Source organism: Streptomyces sp. NBC_01352, from assembly GCF_036237295.1.
Lineage (GTDB): Bacteria > Actinomycetota > Actinomycetes > Streptomycetales > Streptomycetaceae > Streptomyces > Streptomyces plumbiresistens.
In genome coordinates this window covers 4,200,339-4,215,780 of the sequence record NZ_CP108354.1, presented here as the reverse complement: position 1 = coordinate 4,215,780, position 15,442 = coordinate 4,200,339, and the positions used below count along the sequence as shown (strand labels likewise).

Below are 15,442 nucleotides of genomic sequence, written 5' to 3'. Positions count from 1 at the left end.
CACTCTCGCCGCACCGGGCGCAGACCCGCGTACCACCAGTACGAGGGCCCGCGCCCGGTACACCGAGACCACGCTCCCACCGCCACATCAGCCGCTACCGCGGCGGGCGCGGGGCCCGCCTCCGGGCGGACGACGGGCATGTGACGACAGGGCCCAGGGCCCGCCGCCGGGGGCCCGCCCCCGGTCCTCACGCCAGCCCTCTCACTCCGGGAAGTCGCACCGTGTCGCTCACGATCGGAATCGTCGGACTGCCGAATGTCGGCAAGTCGACCCTGTTCAACGCCCTGACCAAGAACGACGTGCTGGCGGCCAACTACCCGTTCGCCACGATCGAGCCGAACGTCGGTGTGGTCGGCGTCCCCGACGCCCGTCTGGGCAAGCTGGCGGAGATCTTCGGCTCCCAGCGCATCCTCCCGGCGACGGTCGACTTCGTCGACATCGCGGGCATCGTGAAGGGCGCCTCCGAGGGCGAGGGCCTGGGCAACAAGTTCCTCGCGAACATCCGTGAGTCCGACGCGATCTGCCAGGTCATCCGCGCCTTCAAGGACGAGAACGTCGTCCACGTGGACGGCAAGGTCTCGCCCAAGGACGACATCGAGACGATCAACACCGAGCTGATCCTCGCGGACCTCCAGACGATCGAGAAGGTCCTGCCGCGCCTCCAGAAGGAGTCGCGCATCAAGAAGGACGTCGCTCCGAAGGTCGTGGCGGTCGAGGAGGCGAAGGAGATCCTGGAGAGGGGCGACACCCTCTTCTCGCAGGGCATCGTCCAGGGCTCCGGCAACGAGGAGCTGCTGCACGACCTGCACCTCCTCACCACCAAGCCCTTCCTCTACGTATTCAACGTCGACGAGGACGAACTGGTCGACGACGACTTCAAGGCCGAGCAGCGCGCCCTGGTCGCCCCCGCCGAGGCGATCTTCCTCAACGCCAAGCTGGAGGCGGACCTCGCCGAGCTCGACGAGGAGGACGCCATGGAGCTCCTCCAGTCCGTCGGCACCGAGGAGCCCGGCCTCACCACCCTCGCCCGCGTCGGCTTCAACACCCTCGGCCTCCAGACCTACCTGACGGCCGGCCCCAAGGAATCCCGCGCCTGGACCATCAAGAAGGGCGCCACCGCCCCCGAGGCCGCCGGAGTCATCCACACCGACTTCCAGAAGGGCTTCATCAAGGCGGAGGTCATCTCCTTCCACGACCTGGTGGAGACCGGTTCGGTGGCGGAGGCCCGCGCGAAGGGCAAGGCGCGGATGGAGGGCAAGGACTACGTCATGCAGGACGGGGATGTGGTGGAGTTCCGCTTCAATGTCTAGCCGGTGACTTAGCACCACTTCGCTGATCTGGCAAACGTGCAGGTCACATGGGGTCTGACTCTTTGGGGTCAGGCCCCTAGATTTTTACCGTGCTGGATAGGTGCTGGATTTTCTGACCTCTCGTCACCTGTCATCACCCCTGCTCACCCATACCGTGCTGGATATGTGCTGGGCAGAAGGGAGGGCGCCCGTAGGGTTCTGCGCGGCCCAGCGCGGCAGGTGGGTGCCCTGTGCCCACAGGGGTGCCTGGGCGCCTGTGCCCACAGGGGTGCCTGGGCGGGCTCGAACTCACGCTTGTCGGGAGGCCAGTTCCACCGCTGTCACGTCGGACGGTGCCCCACCCAACCCGGGTAGGCGGGCCCCAGGCGCCGACACCCCCGTGACACGTGCAGCTGCGTGTCCCCGTACTGTTCGAGTCCCGCGACCGTCGGGTTGGCCAACTCGGCGATGTAGTTCATGGGCCAGAGCTGGCCGCCGTGGGTGTGTCCCGGCAGTTGCAGGTCCACTCCGTGCTGTACCGCACGGTCGATGAAGACCGGCCTCGGCCTCGTTCAACGGTTCATGCTCGGCTTCGTAGGCGTCCACGAACTCGGTGAGGCCGTGGATCGCGAGCTTGATGCCGGACCGCCGCGGTCACGTAGTGAGATGGGCAAGCGCCTCGACCTCAGCATGTCCACCGTGCCCGGCCCTGGCTCCCGCATCGTGGCGCCGCCGTTCTACGAGCAGGTCACCTACCTCGCCGTGGATGAAACCTGGGGCCGCCCTGGCGGGAGAAGTGGCTCGAGGGGACTCAGCCGCCGTATCGGCCAAGCGTCGCCTCGCTCAGCCTGGAACCGGCACCGATCCGGTGTCGCCAACCCGCCCGGATCGTCGTCCGGTGCGAATGCGGACTGGAGCGACCGGTCCGCGCGCGGAAGTGCGTCAGCCGCGCTGCCAGGTGTCCAGAAGGGCGAGGGCATTGTTCACGCCCTGATCGAGGAGCTCGTTGGCGAGTTGGTTGTCGGTCAGGGCGCGGGCGAGCTGCAGCGTCCCGGCCATCAGGCCCAGGAGGCTGAGTGCCTTCACTCGTGCGGAGGATGGGCCTCGGGCGCCATGCGGGCGGCAATTCCGTCGATGAGGGTCAGCACGCCGTCGGTGTACGCCTGCCTGGTTGTGTCGGTGCAGCGCCCGATCTCGTCGAGCAGAGCGGCGTTGGGGCAGCCGTCGCCAAGCCTTTCACGGTGCTGGGGCGAAAGGTATCCCCGCAGATGTGAGCGTAGAAGGCGCCATTGGTCAGTCCCGCGTCCTTCATGAGCGTCGAGACCCCGGAGCCGTCGATACCGTCTTGCTTGAACCGGCGGCCCGCGGTCTCGATGATCCGCCGCCGCGTCTCCGACTTGTGCTCTTTTCCGTACCGCACCACGCCGGACGCTCCTTCGCCGGCTGGAAGGCAGTGAAGGCAGACACGGGCCCAGCATCTGCGCTCCCACTCCGGTCGGCGGCGGAAGCGGCCATCCCCCACTCGACGGCGGATCTTCGCATCAGTTGTGCTGTTCGGCATCCAGCAGGGCGAGGGCGTTGCGGATGCCCTGTTCGAGGAGTTGGTCGGCGAGGTGCCGGTCGGTCAGGGCGCGGGAGAGTTGCAGTGTCCCGGCCATCATGCCGAGGAGGCCGAGTGACTTCAGACGTGCCGAGGGTGGGTCGTGGGGTGCCAGGCGGGCGGCGAAGCCGTCGATGAGGATCAGTGCGCCGTCGGTGTACGCCTGCCTGGTGCGGTCCGTGGAGCGCCCGATCTCGTCGAGGAGGGCGGCGTTGGGGCAGCCGTCCTCGATGGTGTCGCGCTGTTCGGGGGAGAAGTACCAGCGGATCATCTGTTCGAGTCCGGCACGGCCGGGTGCCGCCTGCGCGACGATGTTCTCGTGCTGAGCGCGCACCTGGTCGGCGACCGCGGTGGCGACGAGTTCGTCCTTGGATGTGAAGTAGGCGTAGAAGGTGCCGTTGGTCAGGCCCGCGTCCTTCATGAGCGTGGCGACTCCGGAGCCGTCGATGCCGTTGCGCTTGAGCCGGCGGCCGGCCGTCGCGATGATCCGCTGCCGTGTCTCCTGCTTGTGTTCTTTCGTGTACCGCACGATGTGTTCCTCCATGGCAGCCGGGGCTTGCGCCCCGGCTGCCGTCCTGGTCGGGTCAGTGTGCCGCGCCTGCGAGGAGAGCCGGGAAGTTGATCCTGGCGGTCTGCAGTTTCGGGTCGTGGGGCTCGGGGACCCCGCCGTCGGTGATGTACAGCCGGTCGCCGCGGACCGCGGTCGCGGAGGGCGAGGCGAGGCCGTCCGCGCTGGTCAGGATGGGCTTGTAGGTGCCGTTGGGGTAGATGACCACGACCCTGTCCGGACCGTTCTGCGAGGAGGAGCCGTTCTGCGCCGCGAACACCACGTCGGAGCGGGGGGTCAGGAAGCTGATGTCGTCGATGTTGGGCAGGCCGCCGGTGACCTGGCGGACGGGACCGGCCGTGCCGGTGGCGGTGACCGGGATCTGCAGCAGGGTGCCCTTGTTGAAGTTGGTGGCCCATAGGGCGCCGTTGTGGAACCTGAGCCCGTTGGCGCCGATCGGCAGGGCTTCGGTGGGCACCGGCGCGAGCGCGCCATCGGTCAGCCACGGGGTCACCGATCCGCCCGAGACCGGGACGGACCAGATGGTGCCCTTGAGGCTGTCCGCGATGTAGAGGGTGCGTCCGGCCGCGTCGATGGCCAGCCCGTTGGGGCCCGAGTCGGGGGCCAGAGCGGCGATGCGCTGGGGGGTGCCGTCCGGAAGCAGCTTGTACACGCCGTTCCTGGCCGCGTTGCCCGGGGCCCACACGCTGTAGTAGACGGTGCCGTCACTGCCACGGGTGTTGCCGCTGATCGCCTCACCCACCTGCCCGGTGACCAGCACGGTGCGCTCTCCGGACGGGGAGATGCGCATCAGCTGCGGCCCGTGGGTGCGCTCGCACACCGCGCAGCTGCCGAGCATGGACAGGGTCACCGAGCCGTCGGGGTTGGCGGTGATGTTCTCGGGGACCTCGCCGGCCGCGTAGTCGAACGTCGCCGCGGTCCGTACGTCGGTGACAACGGAACCGCTGTACGAAAGTGCCGTCCCCGCGGACGCGGACGGCGCCGAGACCAGGACGCCCGCCGCCGCGGCGACCGCCAGCGCCATGACGCCCTTCCTCTTCGCCTTCCCGAAACGCCGGGTGCCCGATGCACTGCGCCGGACCGTGTGCTGACCTTGCTGCTGCATGACTCTCCTCGGTAAATCAACGAGTAACTGATCGATGATCAGTGGCTTTGGGGACATCAGGGATGTCGGGTACATCGGAGATGGTTCGGGCGGAATCGGCGCCCTCGAAGCCGGACACGGCGTGTCAGCCGGGCAGGCGGTTGTTCTTGCGGATCTGCTTGTCGAACGTTCCGGCGGGGACGAGGCGGCGCGCCTTGGTGACGCGTGAGGCCAGCGGGCCGGCGGTGTAGCGCAGCTTGGGCTTCTTGTCGGTGGCCGCGGTGACGATCACCTTGGCGACGACGGCAGGGTCGTCGCCCTTCTCCATCGCCTCCGCGACCATCTCGTCGAAGTCGCGGCGCCGCTCCGCGTACAGAGGCAGCGGGGTGTCGGGCTGTGCGGCGTTGGTTTCGAAGGGGGTCTTGGTGTAGGCGGGCTGGACGATGAGGACCCGGACGCCGTGCTCACGGACCTCGTGGTCCAGCGACTCGGAGTAGCCCTCGATGGCGTGCTTCGCCGCGACGTAGAGGGCCATGAAGGGCTGGGGGGCGACCCCGAGGACGGAAGAGATGTTGATGATGCGTCCGCCGCCCTGGGCCCGCATGTGCGGCAGGACGGCCTTCGTCATACGGATGACACCGAGGACGTTGATGTTCAGGAGGCTCTGGGCCTGGGCGACGGAGTTCTCCTCGACGGCGCCCGACGCGCCGATGCCGGCGTTGTTGACCAGGACGTCGATGCGGCCGAACCGGTTGATCACCTCTGCGACCGCGGCGGTGGCCGACTCGTCACTGCCCACGTCGAGATCGAGGTACGTCACGCCTGCGGGCGGGGTGAGCCCGGAGGTCTTGCGGCCGGTTCCGATCACCTCGAAACCCGCCGCGACGAAGCGGCGGGCCGTCTCCTTGCCGATCCCCGATGACGCACCTGTCACGAGCACTACCGGTCGAGTTGTCGTCATCACGGAATCCCTTCGTTTGACTTACGTTCGTATGTCTTACGTTCGTATGACCATAGAGTGGTCGTCGGCCGATGGCAAGTGGTCACGCCCGGCGATCCGAGAAGTTCTGAGAAAGATCTGAAAACGTGGGGTGCGTTACGGGAAAGATCACGAGCGGATAACGGGCAGGTGGCAGAGGCCGCCATTACGGCCTTGCTAAGCGGTCGGACGGTCCGATCGACGAGCCTCGGCCCGGCTGCCCGGCTGAACCGCCAGTCGACGGTGTCGAAGAGGTGGAGGCCGTTCCGACCGTGGCCCTGGAGGTGATCCCGGAGGCGTCATCCGCTGGTCGCGAACGGGTCTTCGCAGTCCGGTGTGCACCGGCTGTCATGACGTGCGATGCCGAGGTAGTGGCCCAAGCGGAGTTCCAGCTCTTCGGGACCCTTTTCGGCAGCGAGCTTCTCGAACTGGGGCAGGAACGCCTGGGGCCCTGGCCAGGTCAGGGAGCTCAGGAATTGCGTGTAGGCCGCTCGCAGGTCGGCATCGGGCGGGAGCGTCGCCCGGTTGACCTGAGCCTTGGCGGCTGCCAGCGCCGCCTTGCCGACTGGACGCGGCGCCTCTGCTTGCCCGCACCCGGGCCGAACTGGAGCTGACCGGGCGGCACCTGCGCCGCGACTCCGCACGGCCCGGGACACCGCAGCCATCCTCACGGCGCAGGAGTCGAGAGTCGCACGGCTGGCCGCGCGGGGGTTCACCAACCGGGAGATCGGGGCACAGCTGCTGATGAGTCCCCGCACGGTGGGTCATCACCTGGAGCCGCTGCCTTCAGGCCGGTCGGCTGGAAGACGCGGAGCGAGACGGACGGTGCGCCCTTGGGCCCGGGCACGAGGATCTCCTGGACCGTGACGTCCGGCCCTGGATCGGTCGAGCGCCACTTCACGCTCCGCACGAGGCGCGACGACAGACGTCCGTAGGACACATTGGGGATGAAACGACCTCGTTTGAGATCGGGGTGGAAGGTACTCATCGGGTCCTCGTTCGGTTCCCTCATCGAGTGTGTGTGGAATCGTCTGGCAACCTGGCGGGTGGTTGGCGTCGAGAGGGGGGACGGTTGTGAAGCCGGTGCGACACCGATGATGGGCGTCCGTAGCGCGTGACGCGGCAGCTCACCGAACTCGTCGCCGAGCGCACCGATGCCGCACGCGACACGGCTCCGCGTCTGATGGCCGACGTGGTATCAGCCGCAGCCGCCGTCGTGGCCGGCCGTCCCGGCCGTCCTCTGCCGGACTGGGACGAGGTTCGTGGATCTGAGCGTCACCGCAGGCCATGCCGGCGTCCGTCCCGGTCCGGCGGGCGCGCGGATCGTGCGAGTGCCGCGCCCGTCCGCTCGGTCAGATCTTCGCCTTCTCGCGGACCCAGGCGCCGATCTGTGCGATGGCGGCGTCGGTCTCCGGAATGCGGCCCGCGCCGTAGACGTAGGAGTGCTGGCCTCCGGGGACCACCACGGTCGCCGTGTCGATTCCGGCGTCCTTGACGCGGGCGGCGAACTCCTCGTCCTCGCCGGCCAGGACCTCGTAGGTTCCCCAGGAGACGAGGGTGGGGGGCAGACCGCTCAGGTCCGCGCGGTTCAGGTTGATCCGGGTGTCCGTGATCTCGATGCCCGTGCCGCCGATCCAGGCATCCCGGAAGAACTCCAGCAGTTCCTTGCTGAGGATCTTGTCCTTTGCGGCGTTGGTCGTGATGGTCTCGTTGGCGATCTCGAGGTCGCACCAGGGGGAGATCGACACGATGGCGCCGGGCAGCGGCTGCTTCTTGTCGCGGAGGCGAAGCGCCAGGGCGACGGCGATGAACCCGCCGATCGAGTGGCCGATCGTGATGATGTTCCCCGGCTCATAGCCTTCGGAGAGCAGCCAGTTGAAGGCCGCCTCGGCGTCGTCGACCTGGGCCGGGTACTTGTGTTCCGGTGCCCGCCGGAAGTCCAGGACCAGTACGGGTGCCCCGGCGGCCTTGGCGATGTGGCCGGCGAGCTTTCGGTCGACGGGTGCCGACGCCAGCACGGAGCCCCCGGCGTGGCTGTGCAGGAGGACGTGGTCGGTGTTGGCGTCGACGGGTTCGCACCAGATTCCCGGCACACCGCCCGCGTCCACCTCCCGATAGGTGACGCCTTCCGGCTCCCGGGCCGCGAGATGGACCTGCTCCGCCTGGATGCGCGCCGCATCCAACTCGGACGGGGGGTTCTGTCCTGTGGCCAGCCATTCCGCGAATTGGATCGCTGCCGGGCTCAGTTCGACTGCAGCGTGTTCAGACACTTGGTATCTCCATGGGGCCATGTGGGATAGAGGCCCGCGAGGACCGGTATCGCCGCTATTTGTCAGGCGGTGTGGGTGGGGTGGTCGGTGTGACCGATCTCGTCTGCCACGGCGAGGCGAGCTCGACGGCGAGGCGGATGCGGTGTCGAAGGTGAGCGTCAGTTCGGCATCCGGTTGAATCGGCGGACGATGCGGTCGAAGATCCGGGCCGGTAGGACGCGGTGGAAGACGCTGATGCCTGCGGCCGTCGTGCCGGCGGTGCGCCGCAGTTTCGGGTTCCGGTCGGTGGCTGCCGCGACGATCACCTTGGCCACGGTGGCGGGATCGTCGCCGCCGCTGGTGTTCTTCGCCAGCACCTCGTCGAAGGTGCGCCGTCCCGACGCGTAGAGCGGCATCGGGGTGTCGCCCTGCACGCTGTGGTCACCGAACGGGGTGTTGATCGGGCCGGGCTCGACGAGCAGGATCCGGACGCCGTGCTCGCGGACCTCGTGGTCCATCGAACCGGAGTAGCCCTCGACCGCGTGCTTGGTCGAGGTGTAGATGGCCATGAACGGGCTGGGGACGAACCCGCTGAGGGAGGAGACGTTGATGACGCGTCCGCGCCGTTGAGTGCGCATGTGCGGCAGAACCGCCTTGGTCATCCGCATGATGCCGTAGACGTTGACGTCGAAGACCTCCTGCGTCCGGGCTACGGAGAACTCCTCGGCGGCGCCGTTGGCGCCGACGCCGGCGTTGTTGACGAGGACGTCGATGCGCCCGAACCGGTCGATCACCTGCTTGACCACGGAGGCGACCGATTCGTCGCTGGTCACGTCGAGGTCGAGGTAGGTCACCCCGGCGGGCGCGGTGACTCGCGCGGCGTTGCGAGCGGTTCCGATCACCTCGAAGCCCGCCGCAGCGAAGGCGCGGGCCGTCTCCTTGCCGACCCCTGACGAGGCACCTGTCACGAGCACTACCGGCCGAGTCGTCGCCATCACTGGCTCCCTTGAGATTGTCTTACGTTCGTATGCCTTACGTTCGTACGACCATAGAGGGGCCGTCGATCGATGGCAAGTGGTTACGCCCACTGATTCGAGAAGGATTCGGGAAACGTGGGGCTCGGTACGGGAAAGACCACGAGCGGACGACGAGCCGGAACCGTCGGCTGATCTTCCCTGCATAGCCTCTTTTGTTCCACTTTGCTGATTTTTCTTCACATATGGCTGCCTGGCTACCGCGCTGGCGAACCGCGGGCTCCGGTCCTGCGCGCATCGCAAGAGACCCCTATGCCGGGAAACAAGGGGCGCGGCCTGCCGCGTATCGCATCTTCGAAGCTGGTGGTGGTGCGCAGGTCCCAGCTGGCGGAGCCCAGACAGGGCCAAACGGAACCCACCGTTGAACTCGTTCGCCTTATCGGGGTGCCAGTCGGGCGCGAGGACGGCGGCGTAGCGGCCTCGGTGGTCGGAGTGGAGGAGGGCCAGAATCTGGGAGCGCGGTGAGGGGGTCGGTGCCCTCGAACGTGAGGCGGATGAGTTCGTGGAAGATCGCCGTGCCTTCCCAAGCTGCGCGGTCACCATGGGTGAGGGCAGCGATGCGGTGGCCGCGTTCATCGCGGCTTCTTGGCCGGCGGCCGCGAAGTGGACCGCGGAGGTCGATGCCCGCATCAAGGAGCCGCTTCCGGCTCGTCGTTGGTCGACCTGGAAATGGATCGCGGTGGCGGGGTCCTAGGTGTATTGATCACGAGCCTTGTTAACGCTGGCCGGGCTTGATCACAGCGAGCCTGGTGGCCCGAACACGGGTCAGCCCCGGCTCCGTCGCTCTCGGAGCCGGGGCTGACCCTGCATCGTGTACGGCGAGGCGTCCCCACCCCGCGCCGTACACGAAGTACGGGAAGTACCCGAAGTGATCGCAGTACCCGAAGTACCGGGCGTACCCGGTGTACGGGCCGTCAGTGGGCGATCACCGGGATCTTCGCCTCGTCCTCGGCACCCTCGCCGGAGGCCGGACCGACTTCCGGCTTGCCGGTGTTGATGAAGGTCGCGGCGATCACCGCGGCGAGGACCAGGATGCCGACGGCGAACCAGATCGCGTTGGTGTACCCGTGCACCTGGCCCTCCAGCTGGACCAGCTGCTGCTGGGCCTGGGAACCGGCACCGCTGATGTGGTCCTTGATGTACGCGGTCGTCGCCGAGGCGGCGATCGTGTTCAGCAGGGCCGTACCGATCGCGCCGCCCACCTGCTGCGAGGTGTTGACCATTGCGGAGGCGACACCGGAGTCACGCGGCTCGACACCGTGCGTGGACAGGGACATGGCGGGCATGAACGCCGTACCCATGCCGAGGCCGAGCAGCACCATCCCCGGCAGGATGACACTGGCGTACGAGGTGCCGATCTCCAGCTGGGTGAGGACGAGCATGCCGGTCCCGGCGACCAGGAAGCCCGGAGCCATCAGCAGGCGCGGGGGAACCCGGGTTATCAGGCGGGTGCCGATCTGGGTGGAGCCCACCATCAGGCCGCCGATCAACGGCAGGAAGGCGAGGCCGGTCTTGACCGGCGAGTAGCCCAGCACGAGCTGCAGGTAGTAGGTCAGGAAGAGGAACAGACCGAACAACGCGATGATCGCGAGGCCGAGGGAGAGGTAGACGCCTCCGCGGTTGCGCTCGGTGATGACACGCAGCGGCAGCAGCGGGGCCTTGACCTTCGACTCGGTGAAGACGAACGCGGCGAGCAGCACCACCGCGGCGACGAACAGGCCAACCGTCGTGGAGTCGCCCCAGCCGTCGGACTCGGCGCGGGTGAAGGCGTAGACCAGCGTGACCAGACCGAGGATGGACAGGACGACGCCCGGGATGTCGAGCGGCGAACGGTTGCGGCCGCCGGCCGGCTCACGGATGACCAAGTACGCGCCCGCGGCCGCGACGACCGCGAACGGGATGTTCACGAAGAACGTCCAGCGCCAGTCCAGGTACTCGGTGAGCACACCGCCGAGGATGAAGCCCACGGCGCCGCCGCCACCGGCGATCGCACCGTAGATACCGAACGCCTTGGCGCGCTCCTTGGGCTCCGTGAACATCACGGCGAGCAGCGAGAGCGCGGCGGGCGCGAGCAGCGCGCCGAACGCACCCTGCAGGGCACGGGCACCGAGCATCGTCGCCTCGTTGGTGGCCGCACCGCCGAGCGCGGAGGCGGCGGCGAAGCCGATCAGACCGGCGACGAAGGTGCGCTTGCGGCCCCACAGGTCGGCGATGCGGCCGCCGAAGAGCAGCAGACCGCCAAAGGCGAGGGCGTAGGCCGTGATGACCCACTGCCGGTTGCCGTCGGAGATGCCCAGGTCCTGTTGGGCGGACGGCAGGGCGATGTTCACGATGGTCGCGTCGAGGACGACCATCAGCTGGGCGAGCGCGATGAACGTCAGCGCTTTCCAGCGGTTGGCATGGGAGTCGGCTGCCGCCTTGGCGGTGGCCTGAGCTGTTTCAGACATGGGGATACCCACTTCGGGACTTCGTGGCGAAAAACGATGAGGAAGTTCAGAGAGACAAAGCTGGAGTTGGAGATCGAGGCAGCGAGACGCCGGGACATCGAGACAGGGACAGGGGCGAGTCGTCATCGTCAACGGCCGAAAGCGTTGTACGAGGTGGTTACTGGTTACGACTACTGACCGGCGCCGAGCGCCGAGCGCCGAACTAATCGGTATCGATCTGACCGACCGGATCAGTCACGCTCGTCGCATGTCCTCCACGGTCACGGCCGATCCGGGCAGTACGGGGCGGGCGGGTGCCCGCAGACCGTCCAGGAACACTCGGTGCCTGGCAGGGGCCGGTGAGCTGGCTGACGGTGACCATCAGATCGCCGGACTCCACATCGGGGCGCAACTGCCCGGCCTCTCGGGCGCGCTGCATCATTTGCCCGACCAGTTCCATCAGCCGCTCGCGTGCTGCGAACAGATCGGGGACGGTTCACTGTCCGCAGATCTCAGCCGGGGAGCTTGTTGCTCTTGCGGATCTGTCCGTCGAAGACCCCGGCGGGAAGGATGCGGTGCGCCGCGCTGACGAGCCGGGCTTGCCGGCCGGCGGTGTAGCGCACCTTCGGCTTGGAGTCGGTGGCGGCCGCGACGATCGCCTTCGCGACGGTGGCGGGGTCGTCGCCGTCCTCGTTGACCGCCAACGCCACCTTGTCGGCGATGGCCCGCTGCTCCGCGTAGATCTGCATGGGGATGTCGGGTGCGACGGTGTTCGCCTCGAACGCGGATTTGGTACCGCCCGGCTGGACGATGAGGGCCCGGACCCCGTGTTCGCGGATCTCGTGGTCCAGGGACTCGGTGTACCCCTCGAGCGCGTGCTTGGACGCCGAGTAGTTGGCCATGTAGGGCGCGGGGAGGAACCCGAGGACGGACGAGATGTTGATGATGCGCCCGCTTCCCTGGGCGCGCATGTGCGGGAGAACGGCCTTGGTCATGCGCATCACACCGAAGACGTTGGTGTTGAAGAGGCGCTCGGCCTGCGCGAGAGAGTTTTCCTCCCACGCGCCCGAGGAGCCGATGCCCGCGTTGTTGACCAGGACGTCGATCCGCCCGAACCGCTCGATCACCTGCTCGACTGCGGCGGCGACCGAATCGTCGCTGCCCACGTCGAGGGCGAGGAACGTCACGCCGTCGCGACGGTCGGCTCCCGAGGTCTTCCGGCTCGTTCCCACCGTCTCGAAACCCGCTGCGGCGAGCGCGAGGGCGGCCGCCTTTCCGATCCCGGTGGACGCGCCTGTCACGAGTGCCACCGGCCGAGTTGTCGCCATCACGAGCTCCTTTTGGTTTGGAGTACGTCCGTATGTCGTACGGTCGTATGTCTTACGTTCGTACGACCATACGGGGGTCGTCGGCCGATGGCAAGTGGTCACACCCGGTGCTTCGAGAAGCATTCGGGAAACGTGGGGTGCGGTACGGGAAAGACCACGAGCAGACGACGAGCCGGAACCGCCGGCTGACGTCTGCGCGTAGTCACCTTTGGACCACTTTGCTGATGCTTCTTCTTGTATGCCTGGCCTAGCTACCGCGCCGTTCGAACCGCGAGCTCCGGTCCTGCATGCGTCGCAAGAGACCTCCACCGCCAGGAAACAAGGCGCGGCCTGCCGCGCGTATCACATGGTCGAAACTGGTGGCGGTATGCAGGCCAGATGGCACTGTGATGTCCTTCGTGCTGATGCTGCCCATCCCGCCACCGGCACCAGGCGCGGGAAACCGCGCGGGAATGCTTCCTGGGGACCGAACTCGAAGACGCCCGCCCAGGGCATCGCCCACCACCGAGCCGACGACCGCACCAGCGGCTCGCCAGATCCGTTTCATTCGCGCAGGTCATGTGCCGCGCCGACGGCAGCGCGGCCTATCTCCTTCTTCGACTCCCCGAACCATCGGCGGCGAGCGCGTCTCGTCCACGGAGGGTGTGTCGCCTGAGACATCTTGGGTCTGAGACACCCGTACAGGTCAGGAGCTCTTGCCGTCCACCGCCAGCAGGCGCAGCCTCCGCCAGAACGCCCCCGGAGTGGCTTCCGTGCCCATCGGGTTTCGCGGTCGTGGCGAACCACACCCGCCGCGCAGCAGGAGCAGTCGGTAAGCCGACGCGAGATCTTGCTTGCGGCCGCGGCGCTGGTGCCGGCTCACGACACCCGTCGCGGACGACGGTGAGCAGCATGTCGCTACCGAGCTTGACCAGTTCGGAAGTGGTCCACAGCAGCGGCAGCTCGCGGAGCGGAACGAGGCCGACGGGTCGGGCGCGACCACCTGCACCCGGCGGCGCCACCAGCGTGGCTGGGCGGTCGGCGAGGCTGCGACGGCCGCTGCGTCGCGTCCGTCGACGACGTCGATGACCTCATCGGTGGCCAGGTCGGCTCGATCCGCCGTCACGAACCGCCGTCGTCCTTGAACCAGCGGACTCTGCGGAACTGGTGCTCATCGATGCCCAGTGACCGGACCAGCTCGGCCACGTGGCGCCGAACTGGCCAGCGGCCTGGTCGATGGCGAGGACCTCGCCGGAAACCGCGTTGAGGATGGCGTCCTTGAGCCGCGCGGCGAGTCGTGCCCGGGGCGGGGCCTGGTCGGTGTGCTCGGTGAACGAGCGCCTCGAGCAGAGCACTTCGGCCCATACATACCCAGCGCTTCTTGAGCCGCCCCACCTCCTCGGGGCCGGCAAACGGCACATCGGCCAGATGCTGCCGGGTCCGCTGGGGCGCCCGCGACGTCAGCACCCCGCTGTCGGGCAGGCCGCTTCGCTGATCGGCGCGGAGATCAGCACCTGGCGGTTGCCGTGATCATTGCGGGTCACCACGAGGACCTCGCAGTCGGGCAGGTGGAACAACTCCCACGCGGCTGAAGAGGCCGCGCCGGCAGGAGGACGGGCGCGTGCTGTGTGGCCATTCCCCCGGCCGTGGCGGTCCGCCGGTTCAGCACCGCATACGCAGAGCGGTGTGTGTGGTGGCGCTCAGTGCGTGGGGGACAGGGCGCCGCGGAAGGTACGCCGGTAGGCGAGCGGCGAGACGCCAATAGCGGCATGCAGGTGTTCTCGTAGCGATGTGCCGCCGGCGAAGCCGACTTGGCCGGCGATCTCGTCCACCGGCAGGTTTGTGGTTTCCAGGAGGTGTCGTGCGCGGTCGATGCGCTGCTGGATCAGCCAGCGTCCCGGGCTCATGCCCACCTCTTCGGTGAAGCGGCGGACGAAGGTGCGCAGGCTCATGTGGGAGTGCTCGGCGAGGTCCGTAAGAGTCATGGGCTCGTGGAGGTTCTCCAGCGCCCACCGGCGGACGGTGGCCGTTCCGGTGGCCGTGGCCTCGGGTACCGGGTGCTGGATGTACTGCGCCTGCCCTCCGTCGCGCCACGGAGGGGCGATGCACATGCGGGCCACCTGGTTGGCGACCTCGCTGCCGTGGTCCTTGCGGACGACATGCAGGCAGACGTCGAGCCCGGAGGCGGCGCCTGCTGAGGTCAGGATGTCCCCGTCGTCGATGAACAGGGCGTCCGGGTCGAGTGCGACCTGTGGGAAGCGTGCGCGGAAGAGGTCCGCGACCATCCAGTGGGTGGTGGCCGGCCGACCGTCGAGGAGACCGGCTGCGGCGAGGACGAAGGCGCCGGTGCAGATTGAGATGAGGCGGGTGCCGGGAGTTACGGACGCGAGCGCCTGGACCACGGTTTGCGGCACTTCCGGGGGCACGGCGGTGGTGGTGAAGGGCGGGATGACGACGGTGTCGGCGGTGCGCAGCGCCTCCGGGCCGTGCTCGACGGTGATCGAGAAGTCGGAGTTGGTGCGTACCGGGCGGCCGTCGACGCTGCAGGTGAGGACCTCGTAGAGGCCGTCCGCCGCCTCGAAGACTCGGCTGGGGATGCCCAGTTCGAAGGGGTACACACCGTCTATGGCCAGAACGGCGACTCGGCGAGTGGGTGCCATGGCGTGATCCCGTCGAGAGTTGGAGTTCATGCCATGAGATCGGACGGTGACGGCAACACGCTGGACGCATCACACGCAGCGTCACCTTCCGCGCTGCTAGTCAGGGCCCCGCGCTCTGCGTCTCGATCTCCTTTGTGACCTTGGACAGGCGGGCCGGCGCGCAGGCTCTGCAGCCGGGGGCCGAGCGTTCCCTGGCGGCGGGCCAGGCGCTGGCGTGTCAGCTGCCCGCTGAGGCAGGCACGCCAC

10 protein-coding genes and 4 pseudogenes are annotated in these 15,442 nt (G+C 68.0%); 2 read left to right on the top strand and 12 right to left on the bottom strand.

The window, feature by feature from the left end:
- The first annotated feature begins 221 nt into the window (after window positions 1-221).
- Window positions 222-1,310: a redox-regulated ATPase YchF gene (gene ychF, locus OG252_RS19470; protein ID WP_266434243.1), complete on the top strand. Its 1,089-nt coding sequence runs from the start codon at window positions 222-224 to the stop codon at window positions 1,308-1,310.
- A gap of 288 nt (window positions 1,311-1,598) precedes the next feature.
- Here ychF and OG252_RS19465 read toward each other — a convergent pair.
- From OG252_RS19465 to OG252_RS19445, 5 genes and pseudogenes are all read right to left on the bottom strand, one after another.
- Window positions 1,599-1,852, bottom strand: a pseudogene (locus tag OG252_RS19465) (metallophosphoesterase); the annotation flags it as partial.
- Between the two features lie 379 nt (window positions 1,853-2,231).
- Window positions 2,232-2,712, bottom strand: a pseudogene (locus OG252_RS19460) (TetR/AcrR family transcriptional regulator).
- A 118-nt stretch (window positions 2,713-2,830) separates the two neighbouring features.
- Window positions 2,831-3,421, bottom strand: a complete 591-nt coding sequence (locus OG252_RS19455; protein ID WP_329345164.1) for a TetR/AcrR family transcriptional regulator — start codon at window positions 3,419-3,421, stop codon at window positions 2,831-2,833.
- 52 nt (window positions 3,422-3,473) lie between these two features.
- Window positions 3,474-4,562 carry an SMP-30/gluconolactonase/LRE family protein gene (locus tag OG252_RS19450; protein ID WP_329337528.1) on the bottom strand — a complete coding sequence of 363 codons (1,089 nt, stop codon included), beginning with the start codon at window positions 4,560-4,562 and terminating at the stop codon, window positions 3,474-3,476.
- A 124-nt stretch (window positions 4,563-4,686) separates the two neighbouring features.
- Entirely contained in the window at window positions 4,687-5,502 is an 816-nt protein-coding gene (locus OG252_RS19445; RefSeq protein WP_329337526.1) for an oxidoreductase, read from the bottom strand.
- A gap of 555 nt (window positions 5,503-6,057) precedes the next feature.
- On the opposite strand from OG252_RS19445, the gene OG252_RS52350 reads away from it, so the two are divergent.
- Window positions 6,058-6,387, top strand: a complete 330-nt coding sequence (locus OG252_RS52350) for a response regulator transcription factor (RefSeq protein ID WP_443068416.1) — start codon at window positions 6,058-6,060, stop codon at window positions 6,385-6,387.
- A gap of 485 nt (window positions 6,388-6,872) precedes the next feature.
- Here the strand turns inward: OG252_RS52350 and OG252_RS19435 are convergent, their stop codons facing one another.
- The 7 genes and pseudogenes from OG252_RS19435 to OG252_RS19405 form a co-directional block, all read right to left on the bottom strand.
- Window positions 6,873-7,790, bottom strand: coding sequence for an alpha/beta hydrolase (locus OG252_RS19435; protein ID WP_329337524.1), 918 nt, complete (start codon window positions 7,788-7,790; stop codon window positions 6,873-6,875).
- Window positions 7,791-7,948: 158 nt separating this feature from the next.
- Window positions 7,949-8,764, bottom strand: a complete 816-nt coding sequence (locus tag OG252_RS19430) for an oxidoreductase (RefSeq protein WP_329337522.1) — start codon at window positions 8,762-8,764, stop codon at window positions 7,949-7,951.
- A gap of 320 nt (window positions 8,765-9,084) precedes the next feature.
- Window positions 9,085-9,493, bottom strand: a pseudogene (locus tag OG252_RS19425) (ADP-ribosylglycohydrolase family protein); the annotation flags it as partial.
- A gap of 224 nt (window positions 9,494-9,717) precedes the next feature.
- Entirely contained in the window at window positions 9,718-11,250 is a 1,533-nt protein-coding gene (locus OG252_RS19420) for an MFS transporter (RefSeq protein ID WP_329337520.1), read from the bottom strand.
- Between the two features lie 234 nt (window positions 11,251-11,484).
- Window positions 11,485-11,719: pseudogene (locus OG252_RS19415) on the bottom strand (SbtR family transcriptional regulator); the annotation flags it as partial.
- Window positions 11,720-11,741: 22 nt separating this feature from the next.
- Window positions 11,742-12,557 (bottom strand): oxidoreductase, encoded by an 816-nt coding sequence (locus OG252_RS19410; protein ID WP_329337518.1) that lies wholly within the window; start codon window positions 12,555-12,557, stop codon window positions 11,742-11,744.
- Between the two features lie 1,679 nt (window positions 12,558-14,236).
- A complete protein-coding gene (locus tag OG252_RS19405; RefSeq protein ID WP_329337516.1) occupies window positions 14,237-15,196 on the bottom strand; it encodes a GlxA family transcriptional regulator in 960 nt (319 codons plus the stop codon).
- Window positions 15,197-15,442 lie beyond the last annotated feature (246 nt).